Here is a 23,607-nt window from a genome sequence, read left to right on the forward strand (position 1 = left end):
ATCAACAATCCGGTGCGACGCGGCCGTCCGAGCCCGTGTACGTATAGGCATCCGGAATGAAGCGGCCGCTGCCGATCCGGTTCCACAGCGTGCTGGTGCCGTAGGTGCCGGTGATCGACTCCCCGCGGGTCTGGCACTGGATGGTCACCGTGGTGCCGTTCGCCAGCGAGCCCACGATCGCGTGGTCGGTGCTGGGACCCGCGCGCACATTGAGGTTGACGCCGCTGGTGCGGACCGTGCCGGTGGCCGCCCCGCCCGAACTGCAGTTGCGGCTGGTGTAGTTCTGCTTGACGTAGTACGGAATGGCGTTGCCGTTCCAGACGATCTTCCGCACCGTGCCGCTGTAGCGCTGTTCGTAATGCAGATGCACGCCGATGCTCGCCGTGGCGCTGGTGTTGCCCACCGTGCCGATGCGCTGGCCCCTGCTGACCGAGGCGCCGCGCGACACATCGCGCGATTGCAGGTGCGCGTACAGCGTCTGCCAGCCACCGCCGTGGTCGATGATGATGTAGTTGCCGTAACCGCTGGTGGTGGAATACGCCGACGTGGTCACGGTGCCGCCCGCGGAGGCCACGACCGTATCGCCGAGGTCGTCGGGCCGGTTGAGGTCCACCGCATACAGCGGGTTGTGCCCGCTCCAGGTCGAACCGGTCCAGACCTGATTGCACGGAAACGGCATCTGGAAATCGGGCGCGGCCAATGCCCGGCCGGCGGGCACCGCGAACAGCAGGAACATTGCACTGTAGAACACGGTTCCGAAACGGATACTCATCCAATGACTCCGTTGAATTGAGGGCCCGGGACACGGGCCGCAGGTTGCGGGATTCGTCGCACGCCGGTCGGCCGTGCGGCCACGATGCGCGGTCGCACGCCCCTGTCCGAGACGTGTTCTTGCGATGCATGGCGGCCACGCGGCATTTCGCGGAGACCGCTTTCCTGCATCGACAGGATTCGTCGCATTCGCACGACGCCCGTCGTTATGCCGGGATCGCGAGGGATAGTCAACCGCTCTGCGCGCCTCTTGCACTGCCCGGCCTGTGCATGATTTTCAACACGTTGAAACCGGACTCGCCTCGCATCGACTCTCATCGATTGTCGTCGCGCAGATCGGGCCCAAGCCCGTATGACGGCTGGACCCGTACATTCCGTCAGTACGCGCCCATGAAATCCTTCTTGCCGATCTCCACGCCGTTGTGGCGCAGCAGGTCGTACGCGGTGGTGACATGGAAGAAGAACTGCGGCAGCCCGTACGACAGCAGATAGGCCTGACCGCCGATGCGGCGCTCCTTCGGTGTGCCGGGGCGCAACAGGATCTCGCGCGCCTCGCTGCCTTCGAATCGCGCCGCGTCCAATTCACCGATGAAGGCCAATGTCGCGGCGATCCGCTGCTGCAGGTCGGCGAACGTCTGGTCACCGATCTCATAGGCCGGGACATCCTCACCGGCGAGCCGCGCCGACACGCTCGTGGCGAAATCGCAGGCGATCTGCACCTGTCGCGTCAACGGGAACATGTCGGGAAACAGACGCGACTGCAGCAGGGCCGCAGGTTCGATCTTGCGTTCGGTCGCATGGGCTTCGGCCTTGGCCAGCACGCCGGACAGCGCAGCGAGCATCTGCTGGAACACGGGAACGGACGCGGCATGCATCGAGAGGGACATGAATCGATTCCACAGTGGAGGAAGCGCATGGTATCCGGCAAGCGGGCAGCATGCGATTGAGCCTGTCAATGCCGCAAGGCGCATCCGCCGCAGACGTCATGCAGCGCGGGGCGGACTCAAGCCCGCCTTGTGAGTGTGTCCTCGTCGCGGGTTGTCATGAGAGGCAGGCCGGCTGGCCGATACTGCTTGTCGATTGCGTATGCCCTTGATGAACGCGTCGAGTGCGCGAAAAGACGACGCTCGGCGGTTCCGGACAGGGGGATTCCATTCCAACGCAGATCAAGGAGATCGACATGAACCGAAAATCCTCGCTGGCGTCCGCGCTTCTTCTGGCCGCAACCTTGGGGACCACCACATCGGTGTCGGCAGATTGCCGGCTTTACGAACACCGCGATTTCGCCGGCGAAGTTCTCTTCCTGAGAGACAACGCACACGTGAAGATGGTCGAAAACAGAGGCGAAGGCTTTCAGTACGACTATCGGCCGGACTGGAACGACCGCATCTCCTCGTACAAGGTCAGCGCCAACTGCACGCTGTACATGTGGGAGCATGTCGACGGGAAAGGCTGGAAGCTGACGCGCACGGGCCAGCTGGACTATGTCGGCGACAAAAGGAACGACGAAGTTTCGGAAGCGCTCTGCGCGTGCAGCCGATGATCCACATGCGCGCGACGGCCAACGGCCGGACGCCGGAATTCCAGTGGTTTCCACAAGGAGGACGCATGAACGCACGATGGTGGCTCGCCGCTTGCATCGTGGCCCTCATGGCAGTGCCCGCATACGGGCAGTCGAGACGCGAAGCGCGTGCGCGGATGGCGGACGATGCCGCCGTCTGCCTGGATCGGTGCGACGCGGGCTTCGCTGGCTGCCTGGGCAGTCAGAGGCCGCCCCCGCAACCGATACCGCTGCCGCCGAGGGGCGACGACACCGTTCCGACGCCACCGCCCTTCGAACAGTGTCTGCTCGATCGGGACGTGTGCGTCGCGCAGTGCCAGCTCACGCTGGCGGAGGAACGAGCGCGAATGGCGAAGCGCCGTGACGGCACTCCTTGAGTCCGACGGCGCGTTCGCGGCGGACGCGGAAATGTAGACACCAGCAACCGACTCGACGCTCGGTCTTCATCGGGTCAGGACCCGGCTTGCGATTCGGAGTGCTTCGACCTCATCGCATTCCGCGTGCCATCCGCTTCGACACCGGCGGGCCCGGGGCCCGCCCTGCGAACATCGTTTAGCTGCTCGATCGCAGGGCGGGCTCAAGCCCGCCTTACGACTTGTCTTGCCCATTCAACGCATCGATGATCGCGGCGCAGAAGGCAGGCAGATCGTCCGGCTTGCGGCTGGTGATGACATGCCCGTCCACCACGACCTCGGCGTCCTGCCAGTGCGCGCCGGCGTTGGTCAGATCGGTCTTCAGCGACGGCCACGACGTGACGTTGCGGTTCCTGGCGGCACCGGATTCCACCAGCAGCCACGGGCCGTGACAGACCGCCGCCAGCGGCTTGCCCGCGTCGTCGAAGGCCTTGATGAACGCGATCGCCGCCGCATCGATCCGCAGCATGTCGGGGTTGATCACGCCCCCCGGCAGCACCAGCGCGTCGAAATCGTTCGGCGACACGCTGGCCAGCTCCGCATCGACATCGACGCCCTCGCCCCAGTCCTTGTCCTTCCATCCGCGGATTTGCGGACCCTTCGGCGCGACCACCACGACGGCGAAGCCGGCCTCCTTGAGCTGCTGGCGAGGCACCATCAGTTCCGACTGCTCGAAACCGTTGGTGGCGAGGATCGCGACGCGTTTGATCGATGGCATCGAAGACATGGCGGCTTCCTGGAATATTCGGGGGAACCGCAGCCTGCACGCGCATCGCTAACCCCGCAGTGAACCGGCCACGCGAGCGCGCTTCACCGATCTTTTTGCAAGGATGTCGCACGGATCGCGGGACAAATGCACGCTGCGCCCGTGCGATCCGACGCCATCCCGGCGGCTGCCGCCTCGCAGGTGCGTGGGCTGCATGAGCCACGGGGCGCGCTCATGCCCGCCTTGCGGGTTCGGCCGGCAACCGATGCGACCGGGATGCATCCGGGAGTGCATCCATGACCGTCGACGCACCGTACCGTTTGGGCGCGATGCACGGCGCGAGGATGTTCCTCGCGCGTGCCGCCGCCATGAACGCACCCACAGAAGGGAGACAAGACCGTGCCGGACCTGGTCCAGATCGTGTACGTGAGCCGCTCGACCTTCACCACCATGCCCGCCGAACTGGGGATCGAGCCCAGCGTCGCGAGGATTCTGGCCCAGTCGCGCGTCAACAATGCGCGGCGTGGCCTGGTCGGGGCGCTGTACTTCGGCGACGGCTGCTTCTTCCAGTGCCTGGAAGGCCACGCAGCGGAGGTCGAACGCCTTTATGCCGCCCTGCTCCGGGACCCGCGCCACACCGACCTCAAGGTCCTGGTGCGCCGCCCCATCGAGCGCACCAGCTTCGCCAGCTGGGCCATGAAGTACGTGCCGCTCGATGCGGAGATGAAGGGCCTGCTGCGCGAGCTCGGGCTGGCGACCTTCGATCCCTACCGCTTCGACCAGGCCGCGGTGGCCCGCGTGCTGGAGCTGCTGGGCACCGGCCGGGATCTCGATCCCACGGCCGCCGCGGCCGAAGAGACGACACGGCCCGGTGCGGCCACGACCCGACCCGGGAACGCCCGCAGCCCGTGGACGATCGCAGCCGCAACCGCAGCCGCGGTCGCGATCGCGGTGGTCGCCGGCATCGCCGCCGCGATGGGTGCCTTCCGCTGAGACGCATCGCGCGCGCGGGACGGAAAATGCTTCAGCGACGTCGCATCATGCGTGTCGTCCGTTTCGACATCGGCGGGCCCGGGGCCCGCGTTGCGAATCGTCACCGCACCGGTACGGGCAGACAACCATAAAAAAGCGGCTCGTGACCACGCACGTCGGGAATGTCGGCGAACGCCGGCTCGCCTTCTACGAAACGGTTGATCAGGGGTATATCGACCTCCGCGCGATCCTGCAGAATCATCCGCAACCCGCGATCCTCCCCCGAACAGGGATGGATCTCGCCTTGATCGCTCAGCATGAAGCTGCCGAGGTAATGGGTCTTGCCGGCCTCGACCCTCAGCGGGAGCACCATGTGCTCCCCCATGTACTTCGTCACGGTGTTGTAGCCGAAGGTGAAAGTGGCCAGCCTGTACTCGCCGGGACGCAGGCAGATCAGGAACACGTCGCGCACCGAATCGCCTTCGCGGATTTCAGGCGGCTGCCCCGACATCGGCTGCCACCAGCCCAGCTCGATCATCCGCTTGCGAGTTCCGCGAGGCGCATCGGCGCCCTGGAAATGGATGCCGATACGCACCGAACTCGGTCCGCCCTTGCTTGCAGTCATCCGCCCCACGCTGCCGGCGAGGCAGCCTTTCGGTTCGTTCTTCTTCGGCTTCTCGCTCGAAAAGACCGTGCCGTAATCGACGCCCACACGCAGATAAGGTTCGCCGGCCTGTGCCAAGCCGCAAACGACAGTCAGTCCGATCAAACCCGCCAATCTCATAATTCTCATCAAGCCCTCATGTCGTTGTCAGCCAAAGTCCTTGCGCTTGCCACGATGCCCATCGCCCGGTATTCGATGATATCGGGTGCTGCATCGACCCGGGCACACCGGTAAAAATGGGCTCAGGTTCATTTTCCTGCAAGCGGGCAGGAGGCGATCGACCCCGCCAATGCCGCAAGGCGCATCCGCCGAAGACGTCATGCGGCGCAGGGCGGATCCCAGCCACCTGCGAGTTGCAAGCCGCAAAGCATCGCGGCCAGGCCTTGCAGGGTGGCGGTGAACGCAGCGAACCCCACCATGTGGGCGTGAACGGTGCCGAGGCCGACCTCGTAACGACATCGAGGCACAAGCTCGGCGCGTGCGACCGATGCGGTGACACCATGGCACGATGCTGATGGGTTCGCTGCGCTCACCGCCACCCTACGAGTCCATCCTACGCGCCGCGGCACGGGCCGCTTCCGCGAGGCCATCGAAGCCCAACTCGGGCGCCCGACGGGGCCGCGGAAGATCGGCAGGCCGAAGAAGTCGGAACTCCATCGAGAAAGTCCACTCTGACCCTGAGGTATCCCCACTTTTTCGCTCAGTAGATCATCGGGTTACGATCATTCTGATACGACTGTCATCCCGAGCCGCAGGCGAGGGACCTGTTTGTGATCGATTCGAATCCAACTCGCTACGCAGGCTAACGGAACGATCTGCCGTATGGCCTTGGTTTCGCTCGCTGCCGCGAGCGAGTCACTTTTCTTTGCTTGTGCCACTGCGCCGCGCAGCGGCGCGAACGGCGAAGCCGGCCCGAAGGGCGAGCGCGCAGCGCGAGTCAAGAAAAGATAACCAAAAGAAAGCACACCCCGTCGGTCGCGCCCGGCGCGTTGCGCCGGGTCCACGGGTTTCGCGGGGTTTTTCGACAGGACGTCCGTGTCCTGTCGAAAAACGCGCGGCGTCCTGCCGCGCGCCCGTTGGGCCTGATCCACGAAACCCGTCGCGACCAGGGGCCCCGGAAGATCAAGACCAGAACCGGTTCACGAATGCCGTCGGAACTGAGAAATTACTGCGTCTCATGGAAAATTCGTGGGGATACCTCAGACTCTGCCCCCTGCTGTTCTGATCCTGTTTTTCCAGGGAACACGCTAACCCTGTCGGCACATCCATTTCGGCCAGCATGTTCCAGTCCACAGGGAGCTTTCCTTCACCACCGGACCGGCTTCCCGTCCCCTTTCGAAGAGCAGGAGACATCACCCCATGAAGCACCTCAGTCCGATCATCTTCGCCGCATTGGCGATCGGCGGCAATGCAGTCGCCGACAACGAATTCCAGATTGAAAGCGAGGCGCAATTCGAGCAGCAATACAGCGGTCAGGCAGAAAAAATCGCGCCTGGCGTCTATCTCATCGTCAACGGCCCGTCCACAGGCAAAACGGTCTCGATCGGACGAAGCGGCCTGGAATACGATCTCAGCATCCAGCGCGCGCGCGTTGCCGATGCCATTCTGGCAGGCACGCCTGACCCATACGCAGCGCAAAGCGTCCTGCAACTGGAAGAAGCACTCTCACGCTATGCGGAACTCGATCAGCTGATGGGAAACGGGACCAAGCAGTCTCCGCCGGTCTACCACATCTTCAACTGCATCTCGCATATCTACACCAGCACATCCGAGAATACCGAAGACCCAGCGGCATGGACGACAGTTTTCTATTACGCAACTGCAACCCTGGGCGCGGATGTCGAGTTCTACGTCGACAATGGCGGCGGCGGCTGGAATCACTACTACGCGCGCGCCATTGCCGCCGGAAACGGAATTGTACGCAGACCGGTCAATCTACCCAGCTACCTGGGCGGCCTGCGGATGACGGCCTATGCGAAGAACAAACGTACAGGCGTCACTGCCTACGAATCCTTGGGAACCTCAATCGGCTCCTGGGTTTCGACCGGATACGTGACCGACTTCAATTGGACCCACTCGCTGATTGCGGAAACCACAGCCATGGGGTACGGCGATTGCTTCGGCTATGCGTCCGTGAGCGATACCGAGCCGACATACTGAACGCGTCCACCGGGGGCTCCGCTTCCCGCAATGGCCACACCCAACAAAGCCCGGGTCGAAGACCCGGCCGGCGACACTTGAGCTCGACCGCAGGGCGGGCTCAAGCCCGCCTTGCGAGTTGACTGACCCCACTCCAGCTCGGTCGCAGGGCGGGCTCAAGTCCGCCTTACGAGTTCACGGAGGAAAAACGCGGGGATACCTCAGACTCTGCCCACCCTGTTCTCACAAATAGGATTAGATCAAACGATCTCCGGAACGAACTCCCGAATGCGAAAGCAGAAAATCCGCAACCGAAATTGACCAACTTTCATTTATCTCACCTGCCTCTATCCGTTGCGATAAATCCTGAAGAGTTACGAAGTTCCCAGTAAGCGATGTCCCATGCCGCTCAAAGAACTCATCTGAGCTGAGCGCTATCGCGACATCATCACTGGGAGCACGCCACTCATAAACCATCGCAGCATGCCTCGCCGATCTATCATTGGATCGATCGTATATTGCCCCCAAAAGTGTCAATTCCTTGGCATCAACACTAACTCGAAGCTCTTCATACAACTCTCTTGATGCACATTCTGCTAAAGCATTAATCGGACCATCCTCTTCTCTAGCATGACCGCCAGCCCAGATCACAACTTTCTCATGAAGCGGATTCTTTGGATTTGGCTCCCTGCGAAGAAGCACCAAAACATCACCAGTCTTATTTCTGACCACTACTATGGGCAGTGCTTGGACAGCAGTGACATCTGGCTCGACTTCTATGCGTGCCTTGTAGATACCGGAAGATTCAAAATTTTTAGCAAGCTGGCGCGCACTCTCCAGACCCACCGCTTTGGACGAGCCAAAAACCCTTTCAACGCTTGAGGTCGGCAGAAACAAAATCCGCTCCTCTAGCGCAAACTCAATCATTTCAAGAACTCGGTCCAAAGCGTATTCAGCGGACTGGCGTGGACTGTCCAATTGAGGAGCTGATGTATCTATTCTCACGATTTCAAAATTACTGGACAGATCGTCAGCAGCCTTGTCGTAAATGGTTCGCAACTGATCTAAAACCTGCGCATTCATTATTGAGCCCGGGGTGCCTACGAAATCCAAGAGTCCAACCTCTCTACGCAACGCATCCTCTGGGCTAGCAGTCATGAGAATTACGCCTGTTATCTTTTCCCGCCAATCGTCAATGCGTAGAAATTTTTCAATCTGCTCTCGATCTTCAGGCTTTACCCTGCGAAGCCTTTCCATAACCCGAAACCAACAGATCGCGTCAAATAGACCTCGATCCAAGAATAGAATTTGCGCATCATCTTCTCTAGGCGGATCTTGAGTTTTTTCCAGAACCTGAGAAAGTGTTGTGCATGCTGTCCACGCATTAAAGTGGGCATGCTTTTTGTCTTTTATAGGGCACACGGAAGCTCTCTCAACGACAACCTCCGTTTTAAATCCGCAACGCTTAAGAAACATTTGAACATTTGTGAGCGTTGAACTTTTTCCAGCTTTTGGCAAGCCCGCGAATTCTATAACTATGGGCCTAGGCATCGCTTCCCTAATCTTGACGGCAAGACGCTCAGCCTTGAGTTGCCGATCACTCTTAGGCTCGCTTTTCACCACCTTTTTCTTGGCCATGACTACATATTCCTCCTGCACTCCCCACCCACATCGTAAAGAGCATGTGAAATCTGCCCCAAGCTGTAAGATTTGACAGCTTCCATCAGCGCCGCGAACACATTCGCGCGATCCCGGACGGTCTTCTGCAGATACCCCAGCCCTTCCGGCGTGTTCCGCAGGGCCTGATACCCCGCCACATTCTCGATCTGCTGCACCTTCTCCCCTCCGTCGACCGGATCAGCACGTAGGCTAGGTCATCGACCCAGCACCTTCAAACCGCTGGGTCGATGACCCAGCCTACAACCCTACAACCGATACACCCACCCCACCCGCAGCGGCTCGGGCGCCGGCCATTTCGGACACAACGCCTCTACAACTTCCATCAGATCGATCCAATCCGCGATGGGATCGGTGCTCCGCGGCAGCGTTTCAGGCAGACCGCCATCAGCGACAAGCAGAATGGGGGCACCGCTTCGGGGGGTCGTTCAACGACCATGCGTCAGCGCCTCCAGCAAGTCTTCCCGGTCGAAGAGTGCAAAGTAGCGCCGCACTTCTTCCATGTCGAGCTGGCCCGCATTGGCTTTCAATGGGGTCCGGATGCCGTCAAATTCGTGAGCGACACGCACTGCCCCGGAAAACGTTTGAAGCTGGATCCCAACCTTCGTGGGGATGACGGCAAGGAAAGGCCGTCATCCCGAGGGCCGGCCTTACATGTTCCTTCTGTATTCCCCGCCCACGTCGTACAGCGCATGGCTGATCTGGCCGAGAGAGTGGGTTTTCACGGCTTCCATCAAGGCGGTGAAGACGTTGGCGCGGTCGCGGGCGGTTTTCTGGAGGTAGGCGAGGCCGGGGGCAGAGCTCGCGGCTGAAGCCGCTCCTACGGACAGCGAAAGCGCGTTGCGCAGGGTCTGATACCCCGCCACATTCGCAATCTGCTGCCCCTTCTCCCCCTCCGTCGACCGGATCAGCTCGATCTCGGTGACGATATCCCCGCCATGATCCTTCGGCAGGAAGGTGTTCACGCCGATCAGCGGCAGGCTGCCGTCGTGCTTCTTGTGCTCGTAATACAGCGACTCTTCCTGGATCTTGCCGCGCTGGTACATGGTGTCCATGGCGCCGAGCACGCCGCCGCGTTCGCTGATGGCTTCGAATTCCCTGTAGACGGCCTCCTCGACGATGTCGGTGAGCTTGTCGACGATGAAGCTGCCCTGCCAGGGGTTCTCGCAGAAATTGAGGCCCAGTTCCTTGTTGATGATCATCTGGATGGCCACGGCGCGGCGCACGGACTCTTCGGTCGGCGTGGTGATGGCTTCGTCGTATGCGTTGGTGTGCAGGCTGTTGCAGTTGTCGAACAGGGCGTACAGGGCCTGCAGCGTGGTGCGGATGTCGTTGAACTGGATTTCCTGGGCGTGCAGCGAGCGGCCCGAGGTCTGGATGTGGTACTTCATCATCTGGCTGCGGGCGCTGGCGCCGTAGCGTTCGCGCATCGCACGCGCCCAGATGCGGCGGGCGACGCGGCCGATGACGGTGTATTCCGGGTCCATGCCGTTGCTGAAGAAGAACGACAGGTTGGGCGCGAAGTCGTCGATCTTCATGCCGCGCGCGAGGTAGTACTCGACGATGGTAAAACCATTAGACAGGGTGAAGGCAAGCTGGCTGATCGGGTTCGCGCCGGCTTCGGCGATGTGGTAGCCGCTGATCGACACCGAGTAGAAGTTGCGGACGTTCTTCTCGACGAAATACTGCTGGATGTCGCCCATCATCCGCATCGCGAATTCGGTGCTGAAGATGCAGGTGTTCTGGGCCTGGTCTTCCTTGAGGATGTCGGCCTGCACCGTGCCGCGCACGCTGGCGAGGGTCTGCGCCTTGATGTTGGCGTAGGTCTCGGCGTCGACCACCTGGTCGCCGGTGACGCCGAGCAGGCCGAGGCCGAGGCCGTCGTTGGTCTCGGGCAGCGCGCCGCTGTATTCGGGGCGCGCGCGACCTTCGAACAGTGTCTCGATGACCGCATGCGCGGCGTCCCAGCGCGCCTGATCCGCGCGCAGATGTTTCTCGACCTGCTGGTCGATCGCGGTGTTCATGAACATCGCGAGGATGATCGGCGCGGGGCCGTTGATGGTCATCGACACCGAGGTGCTGGGCGCGCAGAGGTCGAAGCCGGAATACAGCTTCTTCATGTCGTCGAGCGTGGCGATGTTGACGCCGGAATTGCCGATCTTGCCGTAGATGTCGGGGCGCGGCGCCGGGTCTTCGCCGTACAGGGTCACGCTGTCGAAGGCGGTGGACAGGCGCGCGGCCGGCTGGCCGACGCTGAGGTAGTGGAAGCGGCGGTTGGTGCGCTCCGGCGTGCCCTCGCCCGCGAACATGCGGATCGGGTCTTCGCCGGTGCGGCGGTACGGGTACACGCCGCCGGTGTACGGATAGGAACCGGGCAGGTTTTCCTTCTGCAGGAAGGTCAGCAGCTCGCCCCAGCTCCGGTAGGTGGGCGCGGCGATCTTCGGCACCTTCTGGTGCGACAGCGATTCGCGGTAGTTCTCGACGCGGATGGTCTTGTCGCGGACCTGGTATTCGTTGACCTCGTCGACGATGGATTTCAGCCGCGCGGGCCATTCGCGCAGCAGCTTGACCGCTTCGCTATCGAGCGCCTGGACGGCGTCGTTGTAGCGTTGGCGCAGCGTCAGCAGGGTTCTATCGACTCCCTCCCCCGCCTGCGGGGGAGGGTTGGGGTGGGGGCCGGGGTTCGCGGCGGCGTCGCCCCCATCCCGACCTTCCCCCGCACGCGGGGGAAGGAGAAGTGCGTCGGGCGCGTAGAGGTCGAGGACCTTCGGCAGCGCCGCATCACCGAGGTCATGCAGCGATTGCCAGTACGACTGCGCGCGGTCGGCGATCTCGGCCTGCGATTCGATGCGGCGGTTGATGCCGCGGCCCTGCTCGGCGATCTCGGCGAGGTAGCGCACGCGGTTGCCGGGGATCAGCACCGTGGCGCGCGGTTCCTTCAGCGTGGTGTCGACGGACGGCAGAAAATCACAGCCTTTCGTAGGAGCGGCTTTAGCCGCGAGCTTTTGCTCTGCCGCGTCATTCGGCGAAGAGCTCGGGGCTGAAGCCCCTCCTACGAGACCCAGGCCGAGCTTCTCGCGCAGCAGGCGGCAGAGGTTGGCGAACATCCAACTGATGCCGGGGTCGTTGAACTGGCTGGCGATGGTCGGGTAGACCGGCACGTCCTCGTCGGCGACGTTGAACGCGACGCGGTTGCGCTTCCACTGCTTGCGCACGTCGCGCAGCGCGTCTTCGGCGCCGCGCTTGTCGAACTTGTTGAGCACGACGAGTTCGGCGAAATCCAGCATGTCGATCTTTTCGAGCTGACTGGGCGCGCCGAAGTCGCTGGTCATCACGTACATCGGGAAATCGACGAGATCGACGATCTCCGAATCGCTCTGGCCGATGCCGGCGGTTTCGACGATGACGAGGTCGTAGCCCAGCGACTTGAGGAAGGCGATGCAGTCCTTCAGCACGATGTTCGTCGCCATGTGCTGGCGGCGCGTGGCCATCGAGCGCATGAACACGCGCTTCGACCGCAACGAGTTCATGCGGATGCGGTCGCCGAGCAGCGCGCCGCCGGTGCGGCGGCGGGTGGGGTCGACCGAGATTACCGCCATGCGCATGTCGGGGAAGCTGGCGAGGAAGCGGTTGAGCAGTTCGTCGGTGACCGAGGACTTGCCGGCGCCGCCGGTGCCGGTGATGCCGACGACCGGGGTCCTGCCGCCGGCCAGCTGCCATTCCTTGCGCAGGTGGGCGAGTTCGGATTCGTCCAATGCGCTCTCTTCGATCGCGCTGAGCATGCGGCCGATGGTGATCTCGTCGGAGAACTCGGCACGGTGCGGCTTCTCGACCGGCAGGCGGGCCGCGCCGGCGCGGCGCACCACGTCCTCGATCATCGCGACGAGGCCCATGTGCATGCCGTCGTTGGGATGGTAGATGCGTTCGACGCCGTAGGCCTGCAGTTCGCGGATCTCTTCCGGGGTGATGGTGCCGCCGCCGCCGCCGAAGACCTTGATGTGGCCGGCGCTGCGTTCCTTCAGCATGTCGACCATGTACTTGAAGTATTCGACGTGGCCGCCCTGGTAGCTGGACAGGGCGATGGCGTCGGCGTCTTCCTGCAGCGCGGCGCGGACCACGTCCTCGACGCTGCGGTTGTGGCCGAGGTGGATGACCTCGGCGCCCTGGGCCTGGATCAGCCGGCGCATGATGTTGATCGCGGCGTCGTGGCCGTCGAACAGGCTGGCGGCGGTGACGAAACGCAGCGGCGAGGATTCGTTCTGCGCGGACGGGAGATTGACGGCTGGCGTGCTCATGGCGCGCGTCCTGCGATTGTGGCGATTCCGTATTCTAGCCCGCCCCACCCCGCCAGACCCTGCCCGCGCCTTGCCCGCCACCCGCAGCGCCGGGGATACTGGCCCGCATGGTGCAGTCGGGGGTGGCGCGGATGGCTCGGTTTTCGTGGGGAAGGTGCTGGCGGATCGTGCGCTGGGGCGCGTTTTCGCTGCTGGCCCTGATCGGCAGCGGCCTGCTGCTGGCCAATCACTTCACGCCGCCGGCCAACGGTGTCGCCAGCGCGGCCCTGCCGGTGCAGGCCGACGCCACCGAACTGGACCGCGAACTGGCGCCGCTGCTGGCCCAGCACCCCGGCAAGACCGGCGCACTGCTGGTCACCGACGGCGTCGATGCGTTCGCGGCGCGGGCGCTGTCGGCGCAAAAGGCCGGACGCAGCCTCGATCTGCAGTACTACATCTGGCACGACGACCTCACCGGCCGCCTGCTCGGGCGCGAGGCCTGGCGCGCGGCCGAACGCGGCGTGCGCGTGCGCATGCTGCTGGACGACATGAACGCCGAGGGCATGGATTCCAAGCTGCTGCTGCTCGACGGCCATCCGAACGTCGAGATTCGGCTCTACAACCCGTTCCGCAACCGCACCGGGCCGGCGCGGATCGTCGAACTGATCCAGCGCGTCTTCAGCGTCAACCATCGCATGCACAACAAGGCGTGGATCGCCGACAACCGGGTGGCGGTGGTCGGCGGGCGCAACATCGGCGTGGAGTATTTCGGCGCCGGCGACGAGGTGAATTTCCGCGACCTCGACATGGTGCTGTTCGGGCCGGCGGTGCTGGAAACCAGCGCGATGTTCGACCGCTACTGGAACAGCGAGGCCGCGGTGCCGCTGGCCGGGCTGGCGCGCGCGCCGGCGGGCGGCTTCGACAGCATCGGCGAGGCGATCGAGGCCGAAGCCGCGGGCCCGCAGGCGCAGCGGTATCTGCAGCGCGTGGCGGCGTCGCCGAACGTGCGCGATTACGCCGGCAAGCGGCTGGAACCGTTCTGGACCGATCGCCTGCATCTGGTCGCGGACCCGCCGCTGAAATGGGACGAGGACAGCCGCGACGACTGGCTGGTGCACCGGATCGCGCGCGACCTCGCCGGCGCGAAACGCAAGGTGCTGCTGATCTCGCCCTACTTCGTGCCGGGCGCGGAGGTGACGCAGGAACTCAACGGGCTGGTCGACAAGGGCCTGACCGTGGGCGTGGTCACCAATTCGCTGGCCGCGAACGACGTGGCCGCGGTCTACGGCGCGTATCGGCCGTATCGCGACGATCTGCTGCGCGGCGGCGTGCGGGTGTACGAACTGCGCGCGCAGGGCCATCCCGACAGCAGCCTGTTCGGCAGCAGCGGCGCCAGCCTGCACACCAAGGCCTACAGCGTCGACGACACGCGCGGCTTCATCGGTTCGTTCAATCTCGACGCGCGCTCGGCGTATCTGAACACCGAGATGGGCGTGATGTTCGACGACGCCGACCTCGCGCGCGCGGTGCGCGACGAATATCTCCGGCTGTCCAGCCCCGACCTGAGTTACTGGATGTATCTCGATGCCTCCAACGCGCCGCGCTGGCTGGATCGCGCCGCGCGACCGCCGCGGTCGATGACGCGGGAGCCGGACACCGGCGGCTGGCAGCGTTTCAGCGCGCACGCGATTTCGTGGCTGCCCGTGGAGTCGCAACTGTGAACGCATCTTCGACATTGGACGCGCTGCAGGCCGCGGCCGGGACCGGATCGGCCGAGGATGCGTTCCGGCTGGCGCTGGCGCTGGTCGACGCGCAGCGGATGGACGAGGCGCAGCGCTGGCATCTGCGCGCGGCCGAGGCCGGGCATCCGCCGGCGCAGATCGAATACGCGCGGATGCGGCTGTATGGCATGGCCGGGCCGGTCGCGCCGGAAACCGCGGCGCAATGGCTGCAGCGCGCCGAACAGGCCGGGCATCCGGCCGCGAGCGAACTGCTGACGAACATCGCGCTGGGTGGCGCGGCGCTGCCGCGCGACGCACGCATCAACGAACGCCTGCATCGCGCGGTGCAGGCGGATTTTCAGCCCGCGCTGCTGGCCGCGGCCATCCATTTCGGGCGCAAGCCGCAGGCCGAGGACCAGGCGCTGTGCATGCAATTGCTGCAGCGCGCAGCCGCGCGCGGCAACGCCGTGGCCGCGGTGCTGCTCGCCGAACGCCTGGCGCATGGCGAAGGCTGCGAAGCCGACGCCGATGCCGCCGCCGATCTGTGGACGCAGCTCGAAGCGAACGGCGCGTCGCGACTGCCCGATTTCACCCTGCCGCCGCCGGGCGAGCCGGGGCCGCCGCGTCAGCTGGCGCTGGAAGACGCGCTGCGTCCGCCGCAGGCGCAAACGGTGAGCGCGATGCCGCGGGTCGCGGTGATCGACCGATTCTTCTCCGCCGACGAATGCCGGCTGTTCATCGCCAGCGCCCAGCCGCATCTGCACGCCTCGCAGACCGCGGACCCGGTGACGGGCGTGCCGTACACGCTGCCGGTGCGCACCAGCAGCGAAGCCAGTTTCGATCCGGTGATGGAAAACAGCGCGCTGCGCATGGCGCAGCTGCGGATGACGCACGCCGCGGGGTTCGATCTGCCCAACGCCGAACAGCTGACCGTGCTGCGCTACGCGCCGGGCCAGCAATACCGGCCGCATCGCGATTATCTGCCGGCGGCGACGCTGCAGATGGATCGCCCGCATGCCGGCAACCGCGCGCGCACCACCATCGTGTATCTCAATGCGGTCGAGGCCGGCGGCGCCACCGAATTCCCGGTGCCCGGCCTGCGCGTGGAACCGATGCCGGGACGCGCGGTGGTGTTCGACAACCTGTTCGCCGACGGCCGTCCCGATCCGGATTCGCTGCATGCGGGCACGCCGGTGGAACGCGGCGAGAAATGGCTGGCGACGCTGTGGATCCGGCAGCGGCGATATCGGCACTGGTGAGCGCGGGCATGTGCGCTCGAGCCGGTTGAACCGGTCGAGCGAAATGAATCCGCATCGAATCGGGACACACCCCTGTGGGAGCGACGGAAGTCGCGACAGGTTGCGGGAAAAGTCCCAGAAAAGCGTCGCGACTTCCGTCGCTCCCACAGGGGCTTCGGTGAGGGGTCATGCCCCTCTACCGATGCCGTCGCAAGGTTTCGATCAAGCGCTCAGCGATTGATCACTTCGCGATGCATCGGCGCCAGGATCGCCAGCAGCCGGTTCTGCGCGCGGAACGGGATGCCGCGGCGATCCATCGCGATCTGCAGGTCTTCGACCAGGGCGTTGAAATCGGCGCGGTCGATGGCGAAGCCCGCATGCGTCTCGCGCATGTCGCGTCCGCTGTAGGCGCAGCCGCCGCCGAGGATCGCGCAGAACTGCTCGGCGAGCTGGCGCTTGACCCGGTCGTGATCGACCTTCTCGAAGAACGGACGCATGCGCGGGTCTTCGAGCAGGATCGCCATGAATTCATCCATCAGCGCGGCCATGCCGGGCGCGCCGCCGAACTGTTCGTAGACGCCGGTCAGTTCCGGATGCACCGGTGCGGGATCGGGCGCCGGGCCCGCGGCGGACTGCGCGGAGGCATCGAAGCAGATGCCGGCGACGAGCAGCGGCAGCGCGGCGAGAGACCGCGCGATCGAAGCGTGCGGGATAGAAGCGAGCGCGATCGAAAATCGTGTCGTGGACATGGGGTTCTCCGGATTCAGAAGCCGACCTGCAGCGAGGCGTAGACGCCGCGCTGGCGATCGCGGATGACGATGTTGCCGAGGTCGACGTAGGCGACGGTCAGCGACACATGGCGATTCGGGGTCCAGGCCGCGAACACGTCCCAGGCGTCGTCTTCGTCAGCGATGTTGAGGTTGTCGGGCTTGGTGCGGTATTCGGCGCCGATCGCGAAGCGGCGGTCGAGCAGATACGCCACCGAGCCCTCGAACTGCGCGGACCGGCCATCGTTGCGGTCGCCGCCGAAGCCGAGAATGCCGAACTGGTTGGCTTCGGTGAAGCGCACGGTGGCGTTCAGCAGCAGGCTCTTGTCGAGGTAGAGCTTGGTGGCGCTGAGATAGACATCGGTGCCGCTGTCGTCCTTCGCGCCGATCGCGCGCACCAGCGCACCGCGGTCGTTGCGCTTGCGCTGCACGCCGAGCGCGACCTGCGGCAGCCAGCGATCCTGTTCGAGGATGGCGTCGCCGAACAGCTTCACCTTCACGCCGAGGGTGTCCTGCGAAATCTCGAAACCCTGGCCGAGGCCGAGCGCCGCGCCCACGTCCTGCGTGTCGAACACCTGGCGCGACACGCTCAGTTCGACGCGATCGTGGAAGCCGACCATCGCGCCGTAGCTTTCGAGACCGTAATCGTCGACATCCACGCGGGTATAGAAGGCGTTGGCGCCGATCTGGCCGCGTTCGCCATAACCGCCGATCGTGGCCCACGGCGTGAGCCCGCCGCCGGCCGCGCCCTCGACCTGGGTCACGCCCGCGGTGAGCAGCAGCTTGCCGCCGGTCTTCGGATTGGCGGGCTCGACGGTCGCGGGGTCTTCGCCCGGATCGAGGTCGGACAGCTCCTGTGCGAACGCGGGCATCGCCAGCAGCGCGAGCGCGCAGGCGGCCACGCATCGGCGCAGGGGAAACAGGGTCGGAGTCGGATTCAGCGGCATCGTTCGATGTCCTTGGTGGAATATGGCTGGGAATGTGGGCAGAACGTGGCCGCAGCGGTTCGACGCCGGCGCATGCCGACGCCGTCGCGCGTCACGGTGTTTCGATCACGGTTTCGCGATGGCCGCCGCGGCGCGCGCGCACAGGCGGTTGAACGCATCGGCCAGACGCGCGACCGGCGCGACGCCCGCGACCGGCGCCTTCAGATGCAGGTCGCCGCTGTCGGCGGCGTAGATCACGAGGCGCGACAAGGCGTCGAACGGCGCCCACCAGCGGCGACGGATCCACCACAGCGCGACCAGCAACGCGAACAACAGGGCCGCGCCGCCGACCAGCAGCGGCAGTCGTGCGGCGGCGCGCGTGGCCACGCCGCTGTCGGGCGCCGAGATCAGCAGCACGCGGGCCCTGGCATCGCCGAACAGCGGAACCGCAACCGCCGCGCGAGCCATGCCGTCGATGTCGAGCGTGGCGGACGCGGCGGCGTTGGCGGGCAGGTTCAGCGGCAGGGCGGTGGCGGGTTTGGCGGCGAGCGTGGTCGCGGCAATCCGATCGCCCTGCGGGCCCTGCGCGACGACCGCGATGTCGACGCCGCGCCTGTCGACGGCCTGCGTGTCGGCACTCGGACCCGCATCGATGCCATCGGCGATCGACTGCACAAAACGCTGATCCACCGGCGACGCGACCAGCAGATAGATTTCGCTGAAGCCGTATTCCGCGAGCGGCAGCACCAGCATGTCCATCAGGCGCTCGCCCTCCACCAGCAGCCCGCCGCGCGCGAGCTTGCGTTCGCGCACCTCGCGGAACAGCGGCGAGTCGCCGAACGAGAGCGGGCCGGTGAGCCGGTCGGTGGATGCCAGCACCTGGCCGTCGGCACCGAGGATGGCCACCATCGACAGGCCCAGCTGCGCGCGGCGTTCTTCGAGCAGATCCACGACCGAGGTGTAGTCGGGCTCGATGCCCGGCAGCGCGCCATCGAGCGCCTGTCCGATGTAACCGGTGACGGCCTGGTTGCCGGCGATCATCTCGGCGCGCAGCGCGGTTTCTCGCGCGTGCTGCTGTTCGACCACGCGATGCATCGCGCGCAGGCCGCGCAGATCCTCGGCGGCGAGCGCGCGCGACAACCGCGCCTCGTGCCAGGCGCCGATGGCGAGGGCCGCCGAAGCGGCGACGACGATCAACAGCGCTGAAAAAACGGCGTAAGGCGAGCGCATGATCAGTGCCCCTCGTGTTGGCCGGCGACCAGCGGCGGCTTGGTGGCGACGATGCGCTGCTTCGGCACCGGGCCGGGCGCGTCCAGCTGCAGGCTGGTGGGCGCACCGCGCGGATGCCAGAAGACCAGCGTGCCCGGGCCCTGCGGCACGCCTTCAAGGCGGAAGCGGCCGTTGCGATCGGGCCGCACGTAATGCGGCGTCGCGAGCACCAGGATGTTCGCGCGCATCGACTGATGCACGCTGCAGTTCACCAGCACCAGACCGGCGCGGCCAAACGTGTGCTGCCGCGCCTGCCCGGGACCGTAGAAGCCGAGATCGAAACCGTTGCTGCCGCTGCGCGAAAACACGTTGTGCAAGATGGTGTCCGAGTTCGGAAACGCCACCGTGCTGCCGACCGGCACCGCGAGCACCGCGGGCGAGAAGCCCTTGCTGCGGGTGTCGACGCTGAAGCGTCCCGGCCGCGGCGGCGTGGTCCCGGCCTTCGGCAGGAAATACACCACGCCGTCCGCGACTTCACCCTTCTCGACGGTTTGTCCGCCACCGGCCGCCAGTTCGAGGCGGCCCTCGATGTTGGCGGTGGATTTCGCGCCTTCCGGCGCCGCGTGGACCTGCAAAGCCAACATGAACAGCCCGCCTGCGACGCAGGCCAGCGCCCTGATCGATCTCATTCCGTCTCTCTCCCCTGTTCCGACGATCCGTGCTGATGGCCGGTGTTGATGGTCCGTTCCGATGGCGCACGACGCGCGCTTTCATCGAAGCCACGACAGGGCATACGGGTGTGACGGCCGTCCGGATGCAGGGTGATGCCGGACGCGCTCAAGGCGCCCCGGCGACGGGGACCGCGGTCACGCGCCCGCTGTATTCGATTGCATTACACTTGCGCGCCTGCGGCCGGCGACGGCCACGCCACCGAGTCGTCGAGACCTTTCGATTCAACGACTTGCAACATACCTCGGCGTATCGGAACCGTCCGACGCCCGCGCACAGGAGCTTCCGATGATCTTCGAACACATCGAAAACAACGGCCACGAACAGGTCGTGTTCTGCCACAACAAGGACGCGGGGCTGAAGGCCATCATCGCGATCCACAACACGGTGCTCGGCCCGGCCCTCGGCGGCCTGCGGATGTGGCCGTACAAGACCGAGCAGGACGCGCTGAACGACGTGCTGCGTCTCTCGCGCGGCATGACCTACAAGAACGCGGTCGCCGGCCTGAACATCGGCGGCGGCAAGGCGGTGATCATCGGCGATCCGTCGAAGGACAAGTCCGAAGCGCTGTTCCGCGCGTTCGGCAAGTTCGTCGATTCGCTGGGCGGCCGCTACATCACCGCCGAAGACGTCGGCATCGACGTCAACGACATGGAATACGTGTATCGCGAAACCGAATACGTCACCGGCGTGCACCAGGTGCACGGCGGCTCGGGCGATCCCTCGCCGTTCACCGCCTACGGCACGCTGCAGGGCCTGATGGCCACGCTCAACAAGAAGTACGGCGACGAGGAAGTCGGTCGCCACAGCTACGCGGTGCAGGGCCTCGGCCACGTCGGCATGGAGTTCGTGAAACTGCTGAAGGAACGCGGCGCGAAGATCTTCGTCACCGACATCAACCGCGAACTGGTCGAGCGCGCGGTGGAAGACTACGGCGCCGAAGCGGTGGCCCCGGACGAGATCTACGATGTGCCCGCCGACGTGTACTCGCCGTGCGCGCTGGGCGGCACCGTCAACGAGCAGACCCTGCCGCGCCTGAAGGCCAAGATCATCTGCGGCGCCGCCAACAACCAGCTGGCCAACAACGCGATCGGCGACGAAGTGATGAAGCGCGGCATCGTCTACGCGCCGGACTACGCGGTGAACGCGGGCGGGGTGATGAACGTGTCGCTGGAGATCGACGGCTACAACCGCGAGCGCGCGATGCGGATGATGCGCACGATCTACCACAACCTCGCGCGCATCTACGAAATCTCCGACCGCGACAACATTCCGACCTATCGCGCCGCCGATCGTCTGGCGGAAGAGCGCATTTCGGCGATCGGCAAGCTGAAGCTGCCGATGGGCCGCACCGCGCCGCGTTTCCTGGGTCGCATGCGCGGTCACTGAAACAGGCTTCGCCTGTTTCAGCCCAAGTTCGTTTCACGAACTCGGCCCCCGCTCAGTTCTTCCGAATCCCCTGCCGCTGTCGCGGCGCCCCCCTTTACCAAAGGGGGGCTATGGCTCCCTCAAAGTAGAGGTTGTGATGCGTCCGTTTCCGCTGGGTGAAGACATCGATGCGCTGCGCGATGCGGTCCGCCGTTTCGCGGACGCGGAAATCGCGCCGCGTGCAGCCAGGATCGACGAAGAGAACGCGTTCCCGCAGGACCTGTGGCCGAAACTCGGCGAACTGGGGCTGCTGGGCATGACCGTGCCGGGCGAGTACGGCGGCAGCGAGATGGGCTATCTCGCGCATCTGGTGGCGATGGAGGAAATCTCGCGCGCGTCCGGCTCGGTCGGCCTGAGCTACGGCGCGCATTCGAACCTGTGCGTCAGCAATCTCTACGTCAACGCCAACGAAGCGCAGCGCCGCAAATACCTGCCGAAATTGTGCAGCGGCGAGTGGAAGGGCGCGCTGGCGATGAGCGAGCCCGGCGCGGGTTCCGACGTGGTCGGTTCGATGAGCTGCCGCGCCGAACTCAAGGGCGACGTGTGGATCGCCAACGGCAACAAGATGTGGATCACCAACGGCCCCGAGGCCGACGTGCTGGTGGTCTACATGCGCACCGCCAGCCGCGAGCTGGGCTCGAAGTGCATGACCGCCTTCATCGTCGAGCGCGGCATGCCCGGCTTCAGTACCGCACAGAAGCTGGACAAGCTGGGCATGCGCGGCAGCAACACCTGCGAGCTGGTGTTCCGCAACTGCGAGATTCCCGCCGAAAACGTGCTGGGCGACGTGAACAACGGCGTCAAGGTGCTGATGAGCGGCCTGAACACCGAACGCCTCGTGCTCAGCGGCGGCCCGATCGGCCTGATGCAGGCCGCGCTCGACATCGCCCTGCCCTACGTGCGCGAACGCCGCCAGTTCGGCCAGGCGATCGGCACCTTCGGGATCATGCAGGCGAAGATCGCCGACATGTACACCGCGCTGCAGTCCAGCCGCGCCTTCGCCTACCAGATCGCGCGCGACTACGACGCGGGCAGCAAGAGCCGCATCGACGCCGCCAGTTGCCTGCTGCACGCATCGGAATCGGCGGTGCAGGTCGCGCTGGAAGCGATCCAGACCCTCGGCGGCAACGGCTACATCAACGAGTATCCGACCGGCCGCATCCTGCGCGACGCGAAGCTGTACGCCATCGGCGCCGGCACCAACGAAATCCGCCGGATGCTGATCGGCCGCGAGCTGTTCAACGGCAACAGCTGACGTCGCGCGTCGAAACTGCAAGCCGAAGTCGCGACCGCATCGCCGGCCGGTATCGCCCGCCGCGACCGGTCGCGACGGCGGGCGCATTCCGGCGCGACACGCTACATTGCGCGCACTCCCCGACGCGCCCCGCCATGCCATCGAATCGCTCCCGTCCGCTGCGCATCCTCGGTACCGGCCTGTCGACGCCGGCGCAGTGGCTGCCGAGCACCGCGCTCGACGCGCGTCTCGGGCTCGCGCCCGGCACGGTGGAGGCCCGCACCGGCGTGGCGCGCCGCGGCATCGAGCCGGATCGCAACGCCGCCGAGGTCGCCGCGGAGGCCGCGCTCACGGCGCTGCAGGCCGCAGGGCTCGCGCGCGACGACATCGACGCGGTGATCTGCGCCAACGCCAGCCTCGACCAAGCGATGCCCTGCAATGCCGCGCTGGTGCATCGCGCGCTGGGCCTGTCGCGCGTGCCCGCCTTCGACGTCAACGCCAGTTGCCTCGGCTTCCTGATGGGGCTGGATCTGGTCGCGTCGCTGCTCGCGGACGGCCGCTATCGCCGCGTGCTGCTGACCTCCTGCGATCTGGCTTCGCGCGCGCTGGATCCCAACGACATCGACAGCCTCGGCCTGTTCGGCGACGGCGCCGCCGCGGCGGTGCTCACCGCGGACACATCGCAACAGGCTGCGCCGCCGGCGCTGCTCGCCGCGCGCTTCGAAACCTGGTCGGAAGCGGCGCATGCCTGCGAGATTCCCGGCGGGGGCTCGCGCCTGCCGCCGTCGCGCCACGATGGCGATTACGCCGAGGTCTGCACCTTCCGCATGGACGGCAAGCGTTTGTATCGGGTCGCGGCGGAACAGTTCGACCGCTTCGTCGGCGCGCTGCTCGACGAGGCCGGCGTCGATCTCGCCGCGATCGATCGGGTGGTGCCGCATCAGGCCTCGCTGCTCGGCATGCAGCACGTGTTCAAGCGCATCGGCGTGTCGCGGGATCGGGTGGAGGACATCTTCGCCAGCCACGGCAACCAGGTCTCGGCGTCGCTGCCGACGGCGCTGCATCACGCGCTGGCCTCCGGTCGACTGCGCCCGGGCGATACCGCGCTGCTGGTCGGCACCGCCGCTGGCGTGACCCTCGGCGGCGCGGTGCTGCGGCTGTGAGCGCGGATCGCCCGT

18 protein-coding genes and 1 pseudogene are annotated in these 23,607 nt (G+C 65.3%); 8 read left to right on the top strand and 11 right to left on the bottom strand.

All coding sequences use genetic code 11. The features are described 5' to 3' along the window. Position 1: 1 nt before the first annotated feature. The gene (locus ABD974_RS15740) at positions 2-772 is read right to left on the bottom strand and encodes a peptidoglycan DD-metalloendopeptidase family protein (protein ID WP_345304284.1); all 771 of its coding nucleotides are present in this window, start codon (positions 770-772) and stop codon (positions 2-4) included. 376 nt (positions 773-1,148) lie between these two features. After that, on the bottom strand, positions 1,149-1,742 hold the full coding sequence (locus ABD974_RS15745) for a DUF1993 domain-containing protein (protein ID WP_345304285.1): 594 nt from the start codon (positions 1,740-1,742) through the stop codon (positions 1,149-1,151). Between the two features lie 137 nt (positions 1,743-1,879). On the opposite strand from ABD974_RS15745, the gene ABD974_RS15750 reads away from it, so the two are divergent. Next, positions 1,880-2,314, top strand: coding sequence for a beta/gamma crystallin domain-containing protein (locus tag ABD974_RS15750; RefSeq protein WP_345304286.1), 435 nt, complete (start codon positions 1,880-1,882; stop codon positions 2,312-2,314). A 606-nt stretch (positions 2,315-2,920) separates the two neighbouring features. Here the strand turns inward: ABD974_RS15750 and ABD974_RS15755 are convergent. Beyond that, on the bottom strand, positions 2,921-3,472 hold the full coding sequence (locus ABD974_RS15755) for a type 1 glutamine amidotransferase domain-containing protein (protein WP_345304287.1): 552 nt from the start codon (positions 3,470-3,472) through the stop codon (positions 2,921-2,923). A gap of 378 nt (positions 3,473-3,850) precedes the next feature. Here ABD974_RS15755 and ABD974_RS15760 point away from each other — a divergent pair, with 378 nt between their 5' ends. Then, the gene (locus ABD974_RS15760) at positions 3,851-4,444 is read left to right on the top strand and encodes a BLUF domain-containing protein (RefSeq protein WP_345304288.1); all 594 of its coding nucleotides are present in this window, start codon (positions 3,851-3,853) and stop codon (positions 4,442-4,444) included. Positions 4,445-4,544: 100 nt separating this feature from the next. Here the strand turns inward: ABD974_RS15760 and ABD974_RS15765 are convergent, their stop codons facing one another. Beyond that, on the bottom strand, positions 4,545-5,201 hold the full coding sequence (locus ABD974_RS15765; RefSeq protein WP_345304289.1) for a hypothetical protein: 657 nt from the start codon (positions 5,199-5,201) through the stop codon (positions 4,545-4,547). 1,245 nt (positions 5,202-6,446) lie between these two features. Between ABD974_RS15765 and ABD974_RS15770 the strand changes: the two genes are divergently transcribed. Beyond that, on the top strand, positions 6,447-7,247 hold the full coding sequence (locus tag ABD974_RS15770) for a hypothetical protein (RefSeq protein WP_345304290.1): 801 nt from the start codon (positions 6,447-6,449) through the stop codon (positions 7,245-7,247). Between the two features lie 234 nt (positions 7,248-7,481). Here ABD974_RS15770 and ABD974_RS15775 read toward each other — a convergent pair whose 3' ends face one another. The 3 genes and pseudogenes from ABD974_RS15775 to ABD974_RS15785 form a co-directional block, all read right to left on the bottom strand. Beyond that, positions 7,482-8,864, bottom strand: a complete 1,383-nt coding sequence (locus tag ABD974_RS15775; protein ID WP_345304291.1) for an NUDIX domain-containing protein — start codon at positions 8,862-8,864, stop codon at positions 7,482-7,484. 2 nt (positions 8,865-8,866) lie between these two features. Then, a pseudogene (locus tag ABD974_RS15780) lies at positions 8,867-9,087 on the bottom strand (hypothetical protein); the annotation flags it as partial. Between the two features lie 466 nt (positions 9,088-9,553). Then, on the bottom strand, positions 9,554-13,198 hold the full coding sequence (locus tag ABD974_RS15785) for a methylmalonyl-CoA mutase family protein (protein WP_345304293.1): 3,645 nt from the start codon (positions 13,196-13,198) through the stop codon (positions 9,554-9,556). 131 nt (positions 13,199-13,329) lie between these two features. Between ABD974_RS15785 and ABD974_RS15790 the strand changes: the two genes are divergently transcribed. Then, the gene (locus ABD974_RS15790; RefSeq protein WP_345304294.1) at positions 13,330-14,898 is read left to right on the top strand and encodes a phospholipase D family protein; all 1,569 of its coding nucleotides are present in this window, start codon (positions 13,330-13,332) and stop codon (positions 14,896-14,898) included. Next, positions 14,895-16,157, top strand: a complete 1,263-nt coding sequence (locus ABD974_RS15795; protein ID WP_345304295.1) for a 2OG-Fe(II) oxygenase — start codon at positions 14,895-14,897, stop codon at positions 16,155-16,157. The genes ABD974_RS15790 and ABD974_RS15795 overlap by 4 nt, the downstream gene beginning before the upstream one ends. 209 nt (positions 16,158-16,366) lie before the next feature. Here the strand turns inward: ABD974_RS15795 and ABD974_RS15800 are convergent, their stop codons facing one another. From ABD974_RS15800 to ABD974_RS15815, 4 genes are all read right to left on the bottom strand, one after another. After that, positions 16,367-16,885, bottom strand: coding sequence for a group I truncated hemoglobin (locus tag ABD974_RS15800; RefSeq protein ID WP_345304296.1), 519 nt, complete (start codon positions 16,883-16,885; stop codon positions 16,367-16,369). Between the two features lie 14 nt (positions 16,886-16,899). Beyond that, on the bottom strand, positions 16,900-17,850 hold the full coding sequence (locus ABD974_RS15805) for a DUF3034 family protein (RefSeq protein WP_345304297.1): 951 nt from the start codon (positions 17,848-17,850) through the stop codon (positions 16,900-16,902). A 105-nt stretch (positions 17,851-17,955) separates the two neighbouring features. After that, positions 17,956-19,059, bottom strand: a complete 1,104-nt coding sequence (locus ABD974_RS15810) for a hypothetical protein (protein WP_345304298.1) — start codon at positions 19,057-19,059, stop codon at positions 17,956-17,958. A gap of 2 nt (positions 19,060-19,061) precedes the next feature. Beyond that, a complete protein-coding gene (locus tag ABD974_RS15815; protein ID WP_345304299.1) occupies positions 19,062-19,727 on the bottom strand; it encodes a cupredoxin domain-containing protein in 666 nt (221 codons plus the stop codon). A gap of 328 nt (positions 19,728-20,055) precedes the next feature. Here ABD974_RS15815 and ABD974_RS15820 point away from each other — a divergent pair, with 328 nt between their 5' ends. The 3 genes from ABD974_RS15820 to ABD974_RS15830 all read left to right on the top strand — a co-directional run bounded on the left by ABD974_RS15820 (position 20,056) and on the right by ABD974_RS15830 (position 23,592). After that, positions 20,056-21,156 (top strand): Glu/Leu/Phe/Val dehydrogenase dimerization domain-containing protein, encoded by a 1,101-nt coding sequence (locus tag ABD974_RS15820; RefSeq protein ID WP_345304300.1) that lies wholly within the window; start codon positions 20,056-20,058, stop codon positions 21,154-21,156. Between the two features lie 136 nt (positions 21,157-21,292). Next, entirely contained in the window at positions 21,293-22,450 is a 1,158-nt protein-coding gene (locus ABD974_RS15825; RefSeq protein ID WP_345304301.1) for an isovaleryl-CoA dehydrogenase, read from the top strand. A gap of 134 nt (positions 22,451-22,584) precedes the next feature. After that, positions 22,585-23,592 (top strand): 3-oxoacyl-[acyl-carrier-protein] synthase III C-terminal domain-containing protein, encoded by a 1,008-nt coding sequence (locus ABD974_RS15830; protein WP_345304302.1) that lies wholly within the window; start codon positions 22,585-22,587, stop codon positions 23,590-23,592. The last annotated feature ends 15 nt before the right edge of the window (positions 23,593-23,607 follow it).

The organism is Lysobacter hankyongensis (assembly GCF_039543145.1).
GTDB classification, from domain to species: domain Bacteria; phylum Pseudomonadota; class Gammaproteobacteria; order Xanthomonadales; family Xanthomonadaceae; genus Lysobacter_I; species Lysobacter_I hankyongensis.